Genomic DNA, 16,164 nt, shown 5'->3' with positions numbered 1-16,164 from the left:
CCGGACGCACCGTCCGGCCGGCCGATCGGCGGCGACCATGACCTGCTGGGGGCGGCAAGAGCGGCGTCCGCAGCACCAGACACATCACCGTGCCACGGGAAGAACGAGGCACTTCAGGGCGTTATCGCCCGATACAGGGAGGCGGCATGACAGAGACGGCGAGCGGTCCGGCACGCGGCTCACGCGCCAAGGGCGCGAAGGGCGGCAAGGGGCTGCGTATCGAGCGCATCCACACCACCCCCGGCGTGCATCCGTACGACGAGGTGGCCTGGGAGCGTCGTGACGTCGTCATGACCAATTGGCGCGACGGCTCGGTCAATTTCGAGCAGCGTGGCGTCGAGTTCCCCGACTTCTGGTCGGTGAACGCGGTCAACATCGTCACCAGTAAGTACTTCCGAGGTGCTGTCGGCACCCCGCAGCGCGAGACCGGCCTCAGGCAGCTGATCGACCGCATCGTGAAGACGTACCGGAAGGCCGGCGAGGACTACAAGTACTTCACCTCTCCCGCCGACGCCGAGATCTTCGAGCACGAGCTGGCGTACGCCCTCCTGCACCAGATCTTCAGCTTCAACTCGCCGGTGTGGTTCAACGTCGGAACGCCGCAGCCCCAGCAGGTCTCGGCCTGCTTCATCCTGTCCGTCGACGACTCCATGGAGTCGATCCTCGACTGGTACAAGGAAGAGGGCATGATCTTCAAGGGCGGCTCGGGCGCCGGCCTGAACCTCTCCCGTATCCGTTCCTCCAAGGAACTCCTCTCCTCCGGTGGCAATGCCTCCGGACCGGTCTCCTTCATGCGCGGAGCCGACGCATCCGCGGGAACCATCAAGTCGGGTGGCGCCACGCGCCGCGCCGCCAAGATGGTCATCCTGGACGTCGATCACCCCGACATCGAGAACTTCATCGAGACCAAGGTCAAGGAGGAGGAGAAGATCCGCGCCCTGCGCGACGCGGGCTTCGACATGGACCTGGGCGGCGACGACATCACGTCCGTCCAGTACCAGAACGCCAACAACTCGGTCCGCGTGAACGACGAGTTCATGAAGGCCGTCGAGAACGGCGACAAGTTCGGCCTGCGCGCGCGGATGACCGGTGACGTCATCGAAGAGGTCGACGCCAAGACGCTGTTCCGCAAGATGGCCGAGGCCGCGTGGGCCTGCGCCGACCCGGGCATCCAGTACGACGACACCATCAACCACTGGCACACTTGCCCCGAGTCCGGCCGCATCAACGGCTCGAACCCGTGCAGCGAGTACATGCACCTGGACAACACGTCCTGCAACCTCGCCTCGCTGAACCTGATGAAGTTCCTCAAGGACGACGGCAAAGGCCACCAGTCCTTCGACGTCGAGCGCTTCGCCAAGGTCGTCGAGCTGGTCATCACCGCGATGGACATCTCCATCTGCTTCGCGGACTTCCCGACGCAGAAGATCGGCGAGAACACCCGCGCCTTCCGCCAGCTCGGCATCGGCTACGCCAACCTGGGCGCCCTGCTGATGGCCACGGGACACGCCTACGACTCGGATGGTGGCCGCGCCCTGGCCGGCTCCATCACCTCGCTGATGACGGGCACTTCCTACAAGCGGTCCGCCGAACTCGCCGCGGTCGTCGGCCCGTACGACGGCTACGCGCGCAATGCCACGCCGCATCAGCGCGTCATGAAGCAGCACGCCGACGCCAACGCGAAGGCCGTCCACGTCGACGACCTGGACTCGCTGATCTGGGCCGCCGCCACGGAGGCGTGGCAGGACGTGATCCGCCTCGGTGAGAAGAACGGATTCCGCAACTCCCAGGCGTCCGTCATCGCCCCGACAGGCACCATCGGTCTCGCGATGTCCTGCGACACGACAGGTCTTGAGCCCGACCTCGCCCTGGTCAAGTTCAAGAAGCTGGTCGGCGGCGGCTCGATGCAGATCGTCAACGGCACCGTGCCGCAGGCCCTGCGCCGCCTGGGCTACCAGGAGGAGCAGATCGAGGCGATCGTCGCCCACATCGCCGAGAACGGCAATGTGGTCGACGCTCCCGGCCTCAAGCAGGAGCACTACGAGGTCTTCGACTGCGCCATGGGCGAGCGTTCCATCTCCGCGATGGGCCACGTCCGCATGATGGCCGCGATCCAGCCGTGGATCTCGGGCGCGCTCTCCAAGACCGTCAACATGCCGGAGTCGGCGACCGTCGAAGAGGTCGAGGAGATCTACTTCGAGGCGTGGAAGATGGGCGTCAAGGCGCTCGCAATCTACCGCGACAACTGCAAGGTCGGCCAGCCGCTCTCCGCGAAGACCAAGGACACGCAGAAGGCCGCGGTCACCGCCAAGGCCGAGGACACCATCCGCGCCGCGGTCGAGAAGGTCGTTGAGTACCGCCCCGTCCGCAAGCGGCTCCCCAAGGGCCGTCCCGGCATCACCACGTCGTTCACGGTGGGCGGCGCCGAGGGCTACATGACCGCCAACTCCTACCCGGACGACGGTCTCGGCGAGGTCTTCCTGAAGATGTCCAAGCAGGGCTCCACCCTCGCGGGCATGATGGACGCCTTTTCCATCGCCGTCTCGGTCGGACTCCAGTACGGGGTGCCGCTGGAGACGTACGTCTCGAAGTTCACCAACATGCGCTTCGAGCCGGCCGGTATGACGGACGACCCGGACGTGCGGATGGCGCAGTCGATCGTCGACTACATCTTCCGCCGGCTCGCGCTGGACTTCCTGCCCTTCGAGACGCGTTCCGCCCTCGGCATCCACTCCGCCGACGAGCGCCAGCGTCACCTGGAGACCGGCTCGTACGAGCCCTCGGACGACGAGGTCGACGTCGAGGGGCTGGCCCAGTCCGCGCCCCGGCAGACGGAGTCCCTGAAGGCCGTTGCCGCCCCCAAGGTGGTCGCCGAGGCGGCGCAGCCCGCGCCGCAGGAGGCGCACACCAGCGCCGAACTCGTCGAAATGCAACTCGGCATCCAGGCCGACGCCCCGCTGTGCTTCTCCTGCGGTACGAAGATGCAGCGCGCGGGTTCGTGCTACATCTGCGAGGGCTGCGGTTCGACGAGCGGGTGCAGCTGACGCCTTGAGTGGTACGGGGTGCCTGGCGCCGTAGCTCGGCGGCAGGCCGTACCGAAGGCGCGCGGCGGAAATGAACGCTGAAGGGGCGGCGGACCACTGAGGTCTGCCGCTCCTTGGCGTGCGAGGTGTTGTCGTGCCACGCCTTTGGTGACGTTTCCCGGGCCTGGACGTAGCCGGACCGGACCGGACTGAACCGAGCCGGACTGAACCGAGCCGGACGGGACCGAGCCGGACGGGACCGAGCCGGACGGGACCTGGCCGAAGCTCAGGAGAGGGCGCGGCCCATGGTGCGGGCGAAGGTCAGTGGGTCCGCCTCGAAACCTTGTACGTCGCGGTGGTACTGCCACTCTCCCGAAGCCTCACGCGTGAACTCCCCGACCTTCGCGGCGGTCGCGTCAGTCATCTCGGCGAAGTCGTGCTTGTCCACGTCGAGGGGGCCCGTACGGATACGGATCCCGGCGTTGGCGATCTCGTCGAACGTCCGCCGTCCGTCCCGCTGCTGTATGGCGACACCGATCACCACGCGCGCGTAGGAGGGTGCCAAGCGGTCCAGCTCCAGGACCATGACCTCGTCGTACCCGAAGCCCTGGCCCGTCTGGCTGTCCCGGTTCAGGGTGATCGTGCCGTCCGGTGAACGGCTCCCGAAATACACCAGATAAGCCGGTTCGCCTTTGGTGTCGCCCGTGGTGTACGTCGCGGCGACGATGTCCAGGTCGTGGGCGGGCGTTCCGATCGGGCTGGGATCCCATCGGACGGCCACTTCCACTTTTGCGAGTCCCTTGTTGAGACCGCTCACCAGGTCCCCCTCTGGTTGTGTTCAACTACCCCGCCGCATACGTCTGTTGTCCATGGTGCCACGCCGGGCGGACACCCTTCGAACCCGCGAGCGGGTGCCCCGAGCGCGGGGGCACGGATCCGGCCGCGCCCCCTGCTCGCGCGCTCCGCCACAGGAGTGACCGGCGCCACGCTCCGTGGCCTTACGATGGCGCGGTGCTGGTCAAGTGGATTCGCTGTACCGTCGTCGACCGCCGAGGCTTCGAACGAGGACAGCGAAAGTGGGCGGGGCTTCTGGGGGAGCCAGGATTTCGGGGGCAGGGCGGTGGGTGGAGCCGGGCACGGCAGGGCGTGGCGCATGTCTTCGCGTTCTGGGAGAGCCGGGCGTTCTACGACTCGTTCATGGCCCGCTCCCACGACCGGTTGGCCGCGGCGCAGTCGGGGACGTTCAAGGACGCCCACGTCAAACTCTTCGACCACCGCTTCGACGTGAAGACCGGATTCGAACCCCGCTTCACGGACTCCGACCTGCTCCGGGTCGCCCACTGCCGGGTCCATGCCGAGCGCGCCGAACACTTCGCACTCATGCAGGAGAAGGTCTGGAACCCGGCGATGGCCGGCTCACCCGGGATGGTGCGCGGCCTGTTCGGCGAGGCGCCCGGGAACGAGTTCATGATCCTCTCCATGTGGCAGTCGGCCGCCGAGCACGGCAAATACCGCGTCGAACGCGTGGAGCGGCTGTCGCTGCGTGCGCAGACGGAGGCCGATGTGGCGGCCCTGACCGGCGACATCGTGGACCTGGAAGCGGCCTGGACCGTGTGAGCGCCGAACCTTCCCGGTGCGTCCCCCGGGCGGTGCCAGGAGCGCCGGACTGTTCGAGTACCCCAGGAGAACACGCCCCACGGTATGGACTCCGGACAACTGCTCGAACGGCCAACTCGATCTAGGGTTTCCGCATGGTACGACCACGGCGCATCGTCCTTGTCCGGCACGGAGAGTCGGAGGGGAACGCCGATGACACCGTGTACGAGCGGGAACCCGACCACGCCCTTCCGCTCACGCCGACGGGGTGGCAACAGGCCGACGAGACCGGCAAGCGGCTCAGGGAACTGTTCGGCGAGGAACGCGTAAGCGTTTACGTCTCGCCCTACCGGCGCACCCACGAGACGTTCCGGGCCTTCCGGTTCGACCCCGGACTCGTCCGGGTCCGCGAGGAACCCCGGCTGCGCGAGCAGGACTGGGGCAACTGGCAGGACCGTGAGGACGTCCGCCTCCAGAAGGCGTACCGGGACGCTTACGGGCACTTCTTCTACCGCTTTGCCCAGGGCGAGTCCGGAGCCGACGTGTACGACCGCGTGGGCGCCTTCCTGGAGAGCCTCTACCGCAGCTTCGAGGACAAGGGCCACCCGTCCAACGTCCTCCTGGTCACTCATGGGCTCACCATGCGGCTGTTCTGCATGCGCTGGTTCCACTGGAGCGTCGCCGAATTCGAGTCCCTCTCCAACCCGGGCAACGGCGAGATGCGCGTCCTGGAACTGGGCGTCGACGGCAAGTACACCCTGGACCGGCCTTTTGAACGCTGGCGGGAGCCGGAACCGTACGGAATCACCGGATAGGGAACCGTACGGAATCACCGGATAGAGTGGCAGAGCGATGACCGTTGACTCCTTTCCCGCCCCACGCCTCGGCCGCGCCCTGGCCAGCCTGCGGGGGCTCTCGGTCGGGGACGCGCTGGGCTCCCAGTACTTCGTCCCCGCGAACTACCCGCTTCTCAAGCGCCGTGAAGTGCCGCCCGGCACCTGGCAGTGGACCGACGACACGGAAATGGCCGGCTCCGTCGTCGCCGTACTCGCCGCACACCGCCGCGTCGATCAGGACGCCCTGGCGCGGTCCTTCGCCGAGCGCCACGACTTCGACCGCGGCTACGGACCCGCCGTGAACCGGCTGCTGCGCCTCGTCAGGGAGGGCGGCGACTGGCGGGAACTCGCGGCGGCCCTCTTCAACGGCCAGGGTTCCTGGGGCAACGGCGCCGCTATGCGGATCGCCCCGCTGGGCGCCTGGTACGCGGACGACCCGGAGCAGGCGACCCACCAGGCGGAGATCTCCGCCTACCCGACCCACCAGCACCGTGAGGCCGTCGTCGGCTCCATGGCCGTCGCCGCCGCTGCCGCCCTCGCTGCCGACCCCGCGGGCCCTCCCACGCCGGAGGCGCTGCTCGACGGCGTCATCGCCCTTGTACCGCGCAGTGCCGTCGGTGCGGGGCTGCGCCGCGCGCGGGACATGCTCGACTACGGCGACCCCGGGACCGTCGCCGCCGTGCTCGGCTGTGGTCGCAGGACCAGCGCACACGACACCGTGCCCTTCGCCCTCTGGTCCGCCGCACGCTGTCTCGGCGACTTCGAGCGGGCGTTCTGGGAGACGGCACAGGTCGGCGGGGACGTCGACACGACCTGCGCGATCGTGGGCGGCATCGTGGCCACCGGGAAGGCCGGCGGTCCGCCCGAGTCGTGGGTCGCGCGTACGGAGGCACTGCCCGAATGGGTGCCCACGCGCGCGTAGTGGGTCTTTACGGGCGGTGACTGTCACGGTCGTGCCACAGGCCGACTCCGTCCGCCCTGCCCTCCTTGACCGGGGGCTTAGCCTTGCGGCCACGCCGATTGTCGATCATGACCGGCGTACATCGCCTGCACGGCGTGATGCAAACGAGACACCGGTCCCCGCACCTCGCGGTCGTACGCGCGCGTGCCGGATCGGTCGGGAGGGGGTCCCGTGACCGAGAAACCGACAGAACCACCTCAGAAGGCAGAACCACCTCAGCCACCTGAACCACTCCAGAAGTCAGGGCCACTCCAGAAGGCAGAGCCACCTCAGACAACTGACGCAACTCAGGCAGCAACCGCAACGGCAATTCAGACAGCTGAAGCAGCTCAGAAATCAGCACCAGGTGAGAAGCCTGACAAGACCGTTGCCAAGGGCAATGCCGTCGAGGACAGCGCGTCCGACGACGACGCTCTGGACGACGATTCTCCTGATGACGACGTTGCCGACGACGGCGTGGCGGGCTCCGGGGCGGTGGGCACAGTGACGGCGATCGAGCCCTGGGTCGCCGATCTACGGAGCGACCCACCCAAAGCCATGCGCACCGCGACCCTGTGGGCGGTGCTCGCCACCGGAATCCTGAGCATGGTGCTGCTCGGCGACGGGATGGCGCTCAACCTGCTCCTCGTCGCCCTCCCCGCGAGCCTCGCCGCGTACTACGCCGCGCGACGCGCAGGCCGGAACCCACGCCCCTGGACCCTCGTCTGGGGCCTCGGCGGCCTCGCCCTGCTCGCCGTACCCGCACTGCGCGACGCCGGATGGCCGTCCTTCCTCGCCGTGGCGACCGCCGTCGGACTGGGCTCACTGGCCCTCCACGGCTCCCGCACCTGGTCCGGCATCGCGCTCAGCCCGCTCGGCCTCGTCGACGCACTGCCCCAGGGAATCGCCTGGGGCTGGCGCGGCCTGCGGGAACGCTCCGGCGACGCCTCCGGCAAGGTGGGGCAGGGGCTGCGGGCCGTCGCGGTGACCATTGTGCTGCTCGTGGTGTTCGGCGCCCTGTTCGCGGGAGCCGACGCGGCCTTCGCCGACCTGCTGGGCGGACTGGTCCCTGATGTGTCCGGTGCCCAAGGGCCTTGGCGCGTGGTGCTGTTCGTGTTCGGCGTCGTCTTCGCGCTGACCGCCGCGCACGTCGCCGCGGCGCCCATCCACTGGGACGGCGTCACGGTGCGGCCCGGCCGTGAGCGGGGGCGCGCCGAATGGGCCGTGCCGCTGATTGTCCTGAATCTGCTGTTCGCCGTCTTCAACGCGGTCCAACTGGCCGTCCTCTTCGGCGGATACGAGGCCGTACTCGACAGGACTGGCCTCACGTACGCCGCGTACGCGCGACAGGGCTTCTGGCAACTCCTCCTGGCCACTCTGCTCACGCTGCTGGTCATCGTCTTCGCGCTCCGCTGGGCACCGCGCTCCGCGCCGGGTGACCGGGCACTCGTCCGTGGCGTCCTGGGAACTCTCTGTGTCCTCACGCTCGTTGTCGTGGCATCGGCGGTACGGCGCATGGACATGTACGTGGAGGCGTATGGACTGACTCGACTGCGGATCTCCGTGGTCACCGCGGAGTTGTGGCTCGGACTCGTCATCGTGCTGATCATGGCGGCCGGAGTGTGGGGCGCCCGCTGGCTCCCGCGAGCCGTCGCCGCGAGCGCCGCCGTGGGCGTACTCGCCTTCGGTCTCATGTCGCCCGACGCCCTGATCGCTGAGACCAATGTGGCGCGGTACGAGAAGACGCAGAAGTTCGACCTGGAGTACGCGGGTGGCCTGTCGGCGGACGCGGTGCCCGCGCTGGACAAGCTGAGCGAGCCGATGCGGTCCTGCGCGCTGCGTGAGATCGAGGACGGCCTCGAACTGAACGGCGGCTCCTGGTACGAGACCAGCCTCGGCCAGGCCCGTGCCCGGCGGATCCTGGAGGACCGGCCGCCCGAGGCTTCCTACACGGAGTGCCGAGGGGTGAGCGAAGGGGCGGAGTATCGGTGACCGGGGTTTGACGGCTGTTCTTCGGGGGCTTCCCGGGGTCGGCTCGGCTTCGGGGTTCGGGGGGACAGGTCCGACGAGGTTGCGGAAAGGGGCGGGACTCCGGGTTCCGGAGCCGTGGGGCCGGGGTGACGCTGCGGTTTCTCGGCGTGAGGCGGGTGCCGGGTGGGTGGCCTGGTGGCGGGGTGGGCGCGGCCTCCTCGTAGCCGTGGCGGCGCACCCGGTGGACTCGCCACCCTCTTTCGGCCACCCTCTTCCGGACCGCGCTCCTTCCGGACCGCACTCCTCCCGGCCCCTGCCCCTACGACCTCTGTCCCCAGTCTGCGTCCCGGTCCGGCCCGCCCCCCTCGGCCGGCGTCCCCGCCACTCCGATTCCCGGACCGCCCCGGGCCCCGACTCGGCCCCATGACAGGCGGGCCGGGGCGAACCGTCGGAGTGGGGCAACCGGTCAGCCGGCCGCAGGCCCCGCCGTGCCGGAAAGCGCCTCCAGGTCGCTCCTGCGGACCCTGATCACCAGGGTCGCGGTGAGCAGCGCCAGAACGGCCATCGCGACGGCCGGGACGAACGCCGTGGCGATGCCGTGCGACAGCACCTCGTGTCCCCAGGGCGCGGGCAGTTGCTGCGTCTTCGCGAACTCGGCCTTCTGCCCCGGCGACGCGTTGGCCATGAAGTCCGGGATCTGCTTCTTTGCCTCGTCCCGGCTCGCCGTACCGAACACCGTCGTGAGGATCGACAGGCCCAGCGAGCCGCCGACCTGCTGCGTCGCGTTCAGCAGGCCCGATGCCGCGCCCGCTTCGTGCGAGGCCACCCCGGAGACCGCTGTCAGCGTGAGTGTCACGAAGTTCAGCCCCATGCCGAAGCCGAACACCACCATCGGCCCCAGTACCCCGCCGAGATACGAACTGTCGGGAGTGATGAACGTCTGCCAGCCGAGCCCCAAGACCACGATGGTCGAACCGGTGACCATGAACGGCTTCGGGCCGAGCACCGGCAGCAGTCGCTGCGACAGACCCGCGCCGGCCGCGATCGCGACCGTCACCGGCAGGAAGGCGAGGCCGGCCTCGATCGGCGTGTACGAGAGGACGTTCTGCACGAACAGGACGATGAAGAAGAACATCCCGAACATCGCCGCGGCCAGGCTCAGCATGATCACATACGTGCCGGAACGGTTGCGGTCGGCGAACATCCTCAGCGGTGTGATCGGCTCCTTCGCACGGCTCTCGATCAAGCCGAACGCCACGAGCAGCACCGCCGCCGCGATGAAGGAACCGAGCGTCAGACTGTCCCGCCAGCCCTCCTCCGACGCGCGGATGAACCCGTACACGAGCGCTGCCATACCGCCCGTGGAGGTGAGTGCGCCCGCGATGTCGAAGCGCCCCGGATGGCGCTCGGACTCGCTGATGTAGATCGGTGTGACAACGGCGATCAGGATGCCGATCGGCACATTGACGAACAGGACCCAGCGCCAGTCGAGCCACTCGGTGAGCATCCCGCCGGCCAGTAGACCGACCGCGCCACCGCCCGCGGAGACCGCCGCGAACACACCGAACGCCCGGTTCCGCTCGGGTCCCTCGGGGAAGGTCGTGGTGATGAGGGCCAGCGAAGTCGGCGACGCGATCGCGCCGCCGACGCCCTGGAGTACACGGGCCGCGAGCAGTTGCCAGGGCTCTTGGGCAAGGCCGCCGAGCAGGGAGGCGAAGGTGAAGATGAGAATGCCGGTGATGAAGACCCGGCGGCGCCCCAGGATGTCCCCCGCGCGACCGCCGAGAAGCAGCAGTCCACCGAAGGTGAGGGTGTACGCGCTGACGACCCAGGTGAGGTCGGTGGTGGAGAATTTCAGCGCGTCCTGAATGTGCGGAAGCGCGATGTTCACAATCGTCGCGTCCAGGACGACCATGAGTTGGCAGGCAGCGATAACGGTCAGTGCGAGGCCGCGCCGTCCTTCACGGCGGGCGGCACCGGGCTTTCGGTCATGGGTCAACTGAGAGGTTGTCACTATGGGTCCCCCAGAAGTGCGTTAGTGAACGGATCCGTTCACTGTGACGCCTACGGTAGTGAGTCCCCGACAGTGAACGCAACCGTTCACTGAATTCGCTGCTCGTAGGCCCGTCAACGCACCCGCTCACGGTTCATCGGAGAGGCAGAGATGGATACTTCGCGCTGGACGGCAGCCTCCCCACCGCCGACCTCCATGCGACGGCGCGGCGCCGTACTGGAACGCGCCATCCTCGAAGCCGCGCTGGAACAGCTCAGTACGGTCGGCTGGAGCGGCCTCACCATGGAAGGCGTCGCCGCCGAGGCCCAGACCGGCAAGGCCGCGATCTACCGCCGCTGGCCTTCAAAGGAGGACCTGGTGGCCGATGCGCTCCAGGCCGAGCTCCCCGCTCTGCACGTCGCCCCCGACACCGGCGGCGTCCGAGAGGACCTGCTGGAACTCTGCCGCCTGATGCGTGAGGCGATGTTCTCGCGCCCGGGATCCGCCCTGCGTTCCGTCCTTCACGAATGCGATGTGCCGGCGGCTGAACGCTTTCACGGCGTGATCTTCGAAGGCATCGTCCAACCGGGCGTGGAACTCATCAGGGAAGTACTCCGACGCGGAATCGACCGCGGCGAGGTACGCCCCGGGGCGACCGACGACTACGTCTGCGATGTCATCCCGGCGATGATGATGTACCGCTCGAAGGTGTGCGGAAGCGAATGGGAAGACCGGGATCTGGAGGAGATGATCGATCGGGTCATGGTCCCGCTCCTCCGGCCGTCGGCGGGCTGACGCGAGCCGCCCGGACCAGGGTGTCGGAGGGCGCCGCGGGCGGCGTAGGGTGACAGGCGTCATGGCATACGAAGCACCCACCCACACCGTCGAGCGCTCGATACGCGCCATCACCGGAGCGAAGGTCATCGCGGGCGTCGACGAAGTGGGGCGCGGTGCCTGGGCGGGACCGGTCACGGTCTGCGCCGCGATCACCGGATTGCGACGGCCGCCCGAAGGGCTTACGGACTCCAAGCTCATCCCTCGCGTGCGACGCGCGCCGCTCGCGGAGGAGTTGGAGTGCTGGGTCACCGCCCATGCCCTCGGTCACGCCTCGCACGAGGAGATCGACGACCTGGGCATGACGGCCGCCCTCCGGTTGGCCGCGACCCGTGCCCTGGAAGCCCTTCCCGTATGTCCCGACGCGGTCATCCTCGACGGCAAGCACGACTACCTCGGCCCCCCTTGGCGCGTGCGCACGGTCATCAAGGGAGATCGTTCCTGCGTGGCTGTCGCCGCGGCGTCGGTGATCGCCAAAGTACGGCGCGACAAAATGATGGCCGAACTGGGTGTCGACCATGCAGACTTCGACTTTGCGGCCAATGCCGGTTATCCGTCACCGGTGCACCGGGCCGCGTTGGAGGAGCGGGGCCCCACCCCGTACCACCGGCTCACGTGGGCGTATCTTGATGCGCTGCCCCAGTGGCGGCATCTCAAGAAGGCCCGCAGTTGGGCGGACGGAGGCGTTCCGGAGATCGAGGGCCAGCTCGGCCTTGATTTCTGACGTTTTCGCTCGCACTCATGTGCCACCCGCCGGGGCGAGTCGCACCGGTGTTTGATAAAAATCAGCTCATGCCTCTCATTCCCGAGGAGCCTCAGATTCACGAGAGTGCCCAGGGTCCCCGCGCTACCCCGGCCAGTGGCCGTACCGCGCCGACCCCTCGTCCTGTACCCGGTCCACGGCCCGCGGCTCCGCCGCGCCCTGGCCGCCCGGGTGCTCTCCGGCCCACGCCACCCGCGCAGCGCACGCCGCGCGAGCCGTCGGCCGCCAAGCCGGGTCCCGCCCCGGCCGCGACTCCCGCCACCCCGGCCGAGTCGACCCCCGTTGTTCCGAACCAGGCTGCCGCGGTACCGCAGATCCAGCTCATCCCGGCCTCGGCCGAGGGCGCGCTGGACGCCGCCGAGGAAGCCGTCGACCTGCTGCTCGATTCCGGTCGTGCCCCCGGAGAGATCCTGGTGGTCACCACCGGGGAGCAGCACCCGTGGGCCGCGCACGAACTGTCCTTCGGTGACACCGCCTACTGGGCGCAGCACGACGCCGGCGACGACGTCTTCTACGCCGACGCGGCCGGCGCCGGCCGGGCGACCGCCCGTCCCGTCGTGGTCGTCGCCGTCAACGGCGGCGACACGGCGATTGTCACCGCCCTGCCGCTCGCCCGCACCAAGGCGAGCAGTCTCCTGATCGTCTGCGGCGACCCGGAGCGCGTCAACTCGGTGTTGGGCGCCGGGGTCTGACCGGCCTCGGCGCGGCACCCACGCCCGGGGCCCGCTCCCGGGCACCGGGCGATGTGGGCTGCCCCGGACCGGGCGTGGGCTGCCCTGGGCGTTCCCGGGAGGGGCGTCGGGGTGCATCCATCGTCGGTGCTCGTGGGCGCGGACCTGGTCGTGCGCGGGTCGACAGCGGTCCCGACCGTGGTGCGGCGCCGTGGCGTGGACTCAGCGGGCGGCTGCGCGGCGCATGAGGTCGGACGCCGCGCCTCCGGTACGCGGTGGCAGCGGCTCGACGTCGGCGACGTGGTTCGATGCCGACAGCGCGCTGGGCCGACGGCCGCCCCGGCCCTCGCCCAGCACCTGCCAACCGTCCCGGGTCAGCGTGATGTACGCCCCACAGCGCAGCCCGTGCAGTGTGCACGCGTCCCGGAGTCCCCACATCCAGGCGCCGTCCTCCTCTGTCCACCGCGCGTCGCCGTCCCGGCAGTAGAGCAGTACCGCGGTACGGATCGGGGTCCGTCGCCGCAGATCGTGCGGGATCACCCGGCGCAGCTGCGACAACAGCGCGTTCCGCAGCACCCACCCGTCCGCCGCCGCGGGCCGCCGCGCGAACGACGCGCTCGCGCTGAGCCGTTCGTCGGGGTCCAGGACCGCCACGACGGCCGTGGTCGGGGTGGGACGGTGCCGTGAGTGGAGCCCGCTGACGACCTCGCGTGGATTGCGGAGCAGCGGTATCCCGGCCGCGGCCCACTCGGCGGGTTCGAGCATCCTGGACAGGCGGTTGGCGGGGTCGGCGTAGAGATCGGAACGGGTCGAGGACTCCGACATCGATGCCGCCGTGGACGGAGTGAATCCGAAGGTCACGGCCCTCCCTTCGGATACGCGCCCGCGCTGCGGACGGTGGGCGGACGTGGGGGCGCGCGCACCGCGGCACAGCCCGACCGGACCACGGACAAGCCGCAGGGGAGCCCTTCCAATTCTTCCCGTCGTACAGGCTTGCGGCAACGAGCAATTAGGACTGTCGACCGGTATCGGGTGATCCGTCGTCTATATCCCTCCCATCAGGTCCTCCAGCGGCCTCGTGCCCCTCCCGATCTGTCGCGCGACCGGACTCCTCGACCGACCTTCCGACCTGGTCTGACCCCACCCGACCCTGGCCCGGCCGAGCGGGCCGGCGGTCATGCCTGGACGGCGAGCACCAGAGGCGACACCCCCTTCGCGCCCGCGCGCCGCAGCAGCCGGGCCGCCATCGCCAGGGTCCAGCCGCTGTCGGTCATGTCGTCCACCAACAGAACGACGCCGTCCGCTTCTTGGAGGACCTTCGCCAGGTCGGCGGGCACGGTCAACGTCCCGTCCAGAGCCCTCAGCCGCTGGGCGCTGTTGCTGCGGGGGGTGTGACCGACGTCCGCCCCGGGCGCGTACTCGACCGAGCCGAGGAGCGGCAGACGGCCGACGTCGGCGATCCGGGTGCCCAGGGAGTGGATCAGCCGGGGCCGCGTCCGCGATGTCATCGTCACCACGCCCACGGGGCGGGCCTGTGCGTCGGGTGCCCCGGAGGCCCAGCCGCCGGGACCCTTCGCCCAGTCCGCGAGCACGTCCACCACGGCCTTCGCGACATCGTCCGGTACCGGGCCGTCCGGGGCCTGGGGTGCGAGCATCGGTCGGAGCCGGTTGCCCCAGCCGATGTCGGAGAGGCGCCCCAGGGCCCTGCCCGTCCCTGCCTGTTCGCCGACTTGGATCCGCCCCTTGAGGTCGATCCCCACGGCCGCCAGACCCGTCGGCCACATCCTGCGGGGCTCGACCTCGACGCCCGCCCGGCCGAGTTCCCCGCGCGCGGCGGCCAGCGCCGGGTCCGAGACCGTCTCGCCGAACCGGGACCCCGCGCAGTTGTCACAGCGGCCACAGGGTGCCGCCCCCTCGTCGTCCAACTGCCGCCGCAGGAACTCCATCCGGCAGCCGCCCGTCGTGGCGTAGTCCCGCATCGCCTGCTGTTCCGCCGACCGCTGTTTCGCCACCCAGGCGTAACGCTCCGTGTCGTACACCCACGGCTCGCCTGTCGAGATCCAGCCGCCCTTCACACGTCGGACCGCTCCGTCCACGTCAAGGACCTTGAGCATGGTCTCCAGGCGGGAGCGCCGCAGCTCTACCAAGGGCTCCAGCGCGGGCAGTGACAGCGGTCGCCCCGCCAGTGCGAGCGCGTCCAGGGTGCGCCGCACCTGCTCCTCGGGCGGGAACGCGATCGAGGCGAAGTACTGCCAGATCGCCTGGTCCTCCTTGCCGGGCAGGAGCAGCACCTCGGCATGCTCGACACCACGGCCGGCCCGTCCCACCTGCTGGTAGTACGCGATGGGCGAGGAGGGGGAGCCGAGATGCACGACGAACCCCAGATCGGGTTTGTCGAATCCCATGCCCAGCGCCGACGTGGCCACCAGCGCCTTGACACGGTTGGCGAGCAGGTCGTCTTCGGCCTGCTGCCGCTCCGCGTTCTCGGTCTTACCCGTGTACGACGCCACTGTGTGTCCGCGCTGGCGCAGGAAGGCGGCGACTTCCTCGGCTGCGGCGACCGTCAGGGTGTAGATGATTCCGGAGCCCGGCAACTCGTCCAGGTGCTCGGCGAGCCAGGCCAGGCGGTGGGCGGAGTCGGGCAGTTGGATCACGCCCAGACTCAGGCTCTCGCGGTCGAGGGGCCCGCGGAGCACGAGCGCCTCCCGAGTGCCGGCGCCGGCGCCGGTGGCGGTTCCGGATGCGGTTGCTCCGGCTCCGGTCCCGGTTCCCGTGCCTGCTTCGTACGGGCCGTCCGCGCTCGCCGTTCCGAGCTGCTCCGCTACGTCCGCCGTGACACGGGCATTGGCCGTCGCCGTCGTGGCCAACACCGGGACGCCTGGCGGAAGATCGGCGAGCATGGTGCGCAGCCGTCGGTAGTCCGGCCTGAAATCGTGGCCCCAGTCCGAGATGCAGTGCGCTTCGTCCACCACCAGAAGCCCGGTGGCGGCGGCGAGTTCGGGGAGAACCTGGTCCCGGAAGTCCGGGTTGTTGAGCCGCTCGGGGCTCACCAGGAGGACATCGACCTCGCCTGCGGCAACCTCCGCCTGGACGGTGTCCCACTCCTCCGTGTTCGCGGAATTGATCGTCCGCGCCTTGATCCCGGCCCGTGCGGCGGCCTCCACCTGGTTGCGCATGAGCGCGAGAAGCGGGGAGACGATCACCGTGGGCCCACTGCCCTGCTCCCGCAGCAGAGCGGTCGCGACGAAGTACACCGCGGACTTTCCCCAGCCCGTGCGCTGCACGACCAGGGCTCGGCGCTTCTCCGCGACCAGTGCCTCGATCGCACGCCACTGATCCTCGCGCAGCCGGGCCCGGCCGGTCGGATCGCCGACGAGGCGGGACAGAACGGCATCGGCCGTCGAACGCAGGTCTTCGTTGCTCATGGCCCCATGGAACCTGATGGGTCGGACATCACGCGACCGAGCCCTCCAGCCTGTGGACAACTCCTGTCGTGTCCCTGACCCGGGTTATCCACAGGATAAACCGGAATCCTTT

Annotated in this window: 12 protein-coding genes; 8 read left to right on the top strand and 4 right to left on the bottom strand. The window is 69.4% G+C overall.

What is annotated here, in order from left to right:
- Positions 1-146 precede the first annotated feature (146 nt).
- Positions 147-3,044 (top strand): vitamin B12-dependent ribonucleotide reductase, encoded by a 2,898-nt coding sequence (locus ACFVT5_RS20035; protein WP_389889233.1) that lies wholly within the window; start codon positions 147-149, stop codon positions 3,042-3,044.
- 265 nt (positions 3,045-3,309) lie between these two features.
- Here the strand turns inward: ACFVT5_RS20035 and ACFVT5_RS20030 are convergent, their stop codons facing one another.
- The gene (locus ACFVT5_RS20030; protein WP_389889230.1) at positions 3,310-3,840 is read right to left on the bottom strand and encodes a TerD family protein; all 531 of its coding nucleotides are present in this window, start codon (positions 3,838-3,840) and stop codon (positions 3,310-3,312) included.
- Between the two features lie 194 nt (positions 3,841-4,034).
- Here ACFVT5_RS20030 and ACFVT5_RS20025 point away from each other — a divergent pair, with 194 nt between their 5' ends.
- From ACFVT5_RS20025 to ACFVT5_RS20010, 4 genes are all read left to right on the top strand, one after another.
- The gene (locus ACFVT5_RS20025; RefSeq protein WP_389889227.1) at positions 4,035-4,640 is read left to right on the top strand and encodes a YdbC family protein; all 606 of its coding nucleotides are present in this window, start codon (positions 4,035-4,037) and stop codon (positions 4,638-4,640) included.
- 134 nt (positions 4,641-4,774) lie between these two features.
- Positions 4,775-5,434: a histidine phosphatase family protein gene (locus ACFVT5_RS20020; protein ID WP_389889224.1), complete on the top strand. Its 660-nt coding sequence runs from the start codon at positions 4,775-4,777 to the stop codon at positions 5,432-5,434.
- Between the two features lie 37 nt (positions 5,435-5,471).
- The gene (locus ACFVT5_RS20015) at positions 5,472-6,377 is read left to right on the top strand and encodes an ADP-ribosylglycohydrolase family protein (RefSeq protein WP_389889222.1); all 906 of its coding nucleotides are present in this window, start codon (positions 5,472-5,474) and stop codon (positions 6,375-6,377) included.
- Positions 6,378-6,899: 522 nt separating this feature from the next.
- Positions 6,900-8,387: a DUF4153 domain-containing protein gene (locus ACFVT5_RS20010; RefSeq protein ID WP_389889220.1), complete on the top strand. Its 1,488-nt coding sequence runs from the start codon at positions 6,900-6,902 to the stop codon at positions 8,385-8,387.
- A 445-nt stretch (positions 8,388-8,832) separates the two neighbouring features.
- Here ACFVT5_RS20010 and ACFVT5_RS20005 read toward each other — a convergent pair whose 3' ends face one another.
- Positions 8,833-10,380 carry an MFS transporter gene (locus tag ACFVT5_RS20005; protein ID WP_389889217.1) on the bottom strand — a complete coding sequence of 516 codons (1,548 nt, stop codon included), beginning with the start codon at positions 10,378-10,380 and terminating at the stop codon, positions 8,833-8,835.
- 150 nt (positions 10,381-10,530) lie between these two features.
- On the opposite strand from ACFVT5_RS20005, the gene ACFVT5_RS20000 reads away from it, so the two are divergent.
- The 3 genes from ACFVT5_RS20000 (at position 10,531) to ACFVT5_RS19990 (ending at position 12,648) form a co-directional block, all read left to right on the top strand.
- Positions 10,531-11,154 carry a TetR/AcrR family transcriptional regulator gene (locus ACFVT5_RS20000; RefSeq protein WP_389889214.1) on the top strand — a complete coding sequence of 208 codons (624 nt, stop codon included), beginning with the start codon at positions 10,531-10,533 and terminating at the stop codon, positions 11,152-11,154.
- Between the two features lie 61 nt (positions 11,155-11,215).
- A complete protein-coding gene (locus tag ACFVT5_RS19995; RefSeq protein WP_389889211.1) occupies positions 11,216-11,917 on the top strand; it encodes a ribonuclease HII in 702 nt (233 codons plus the stop codon).
- Positions 11,918-11,985: 68 nt separating this feature from the next.
- Positions 11,986-12,648 (top strand): hypothetical protein, encoded by a 663-nt coding sequence (locus ACFVT5_RS19990; protein ID WP_389889208.1) that lies wholly within the window; start codon positions 11,986-11,988, stop codon positions 12,646-12,648.
- Positions 12,649-12,849: 201 nt separating this feature from the next.
- On the opposite strand, the gene ACFVT5_RS19985 is transcribed toward ACFVT5_RS19990, so the two are convergent.
- Both ACFVT5_RS19985 and ACFVT5_RS19980 read right to left on the bottom strand, forming a co-directional pair.
- Positions 12,850-13,488, bottom strand: coding sequence for a hypothetical protein (locus tag ACFVT5_RS19985; protein ID WP_389889206.1), 639 nt, complete (start codon positions 13,486-13,488; stop codon positions 12,850-12,852).
- A gap of 314 nt (positions 13,489-13,802) precedes the next feature.
- Positions 13,803-16,052, bottom strand: a complete 2,250-nt coding sequence (locus ACFVT5_RS19980) for a DEAD/DEAH box helicase (RefSeq protein ID WP_389889204.1) — start codon at positions 16,050-16,052, stop codon at positions 13,803-13,805.
- Positions 16,053-16,164 lie beyond the last annotated feature (112 nt).

The organism is Streptomyces sp. NPDC058001, assembly GCF_042886315.1.
Classification (GTDB): Bacteria; Actinomycetota; Actinomycetes; order Streptomycetales; family Streptomycetaceae; genus Streptomyces.
The sequence above is the reverse complement of the archived record's forward strand: the minus strand, read 5'-3'. Positions and strand labels throughout refer to the sequence as shown.

Coding starts and splice junctions, on each gene's coding strand:
- ACFVT5_RS19995 (WP_389889211.1), top strand. CDS start 11,216: ATGGCATACGAAGCACCCACCCACACCGTCGAGCGCTCGATACGCGCC.
- ACFVT5_RS19990 (WP_389889208.1), top strand. CDS start 11,986: ATGCCTCTCATTCCCGAGGAGCCTCAGATTCACGAGAGTGCCCAGGGT.
- ACFVT5_RS20015 (WP_389889222.1), top strand. CDS start 5,472: ATGACCGTTGACTCCTTTCCCGCCCCACGCCTCGGCCGCGCCCTGGCC.
- ACFVT5_RS20020 (WP_389889224.1), top strand. CDS start 4,775: ATGGTACGACCACGGCGCATCGTCCTTGTCCGGCACGGAGAGTCGGAG.
- ACFVT5_RS20000 (WP_389889214.1), top strand. CDS start 10,531: ATGGATACTTCGCGCTGGACGGCAGCCTCCCCACCGCCGACCTCCATG.
- ACFVT5_RS20035 (WP_389889233.1), top strand. CDS start 147: ATGACAGAGACGGCGAGCGGTCCGGCACGCGGCTCACGCGCCAAGGGC.
- ACFVT5_RS19980 (WP_389889204.1), bottom strand. CDS start 16,052: ATGAGCAACGAAGACCTGCGTTCGACGGCCGATGCCGTTCTGTCCCGC.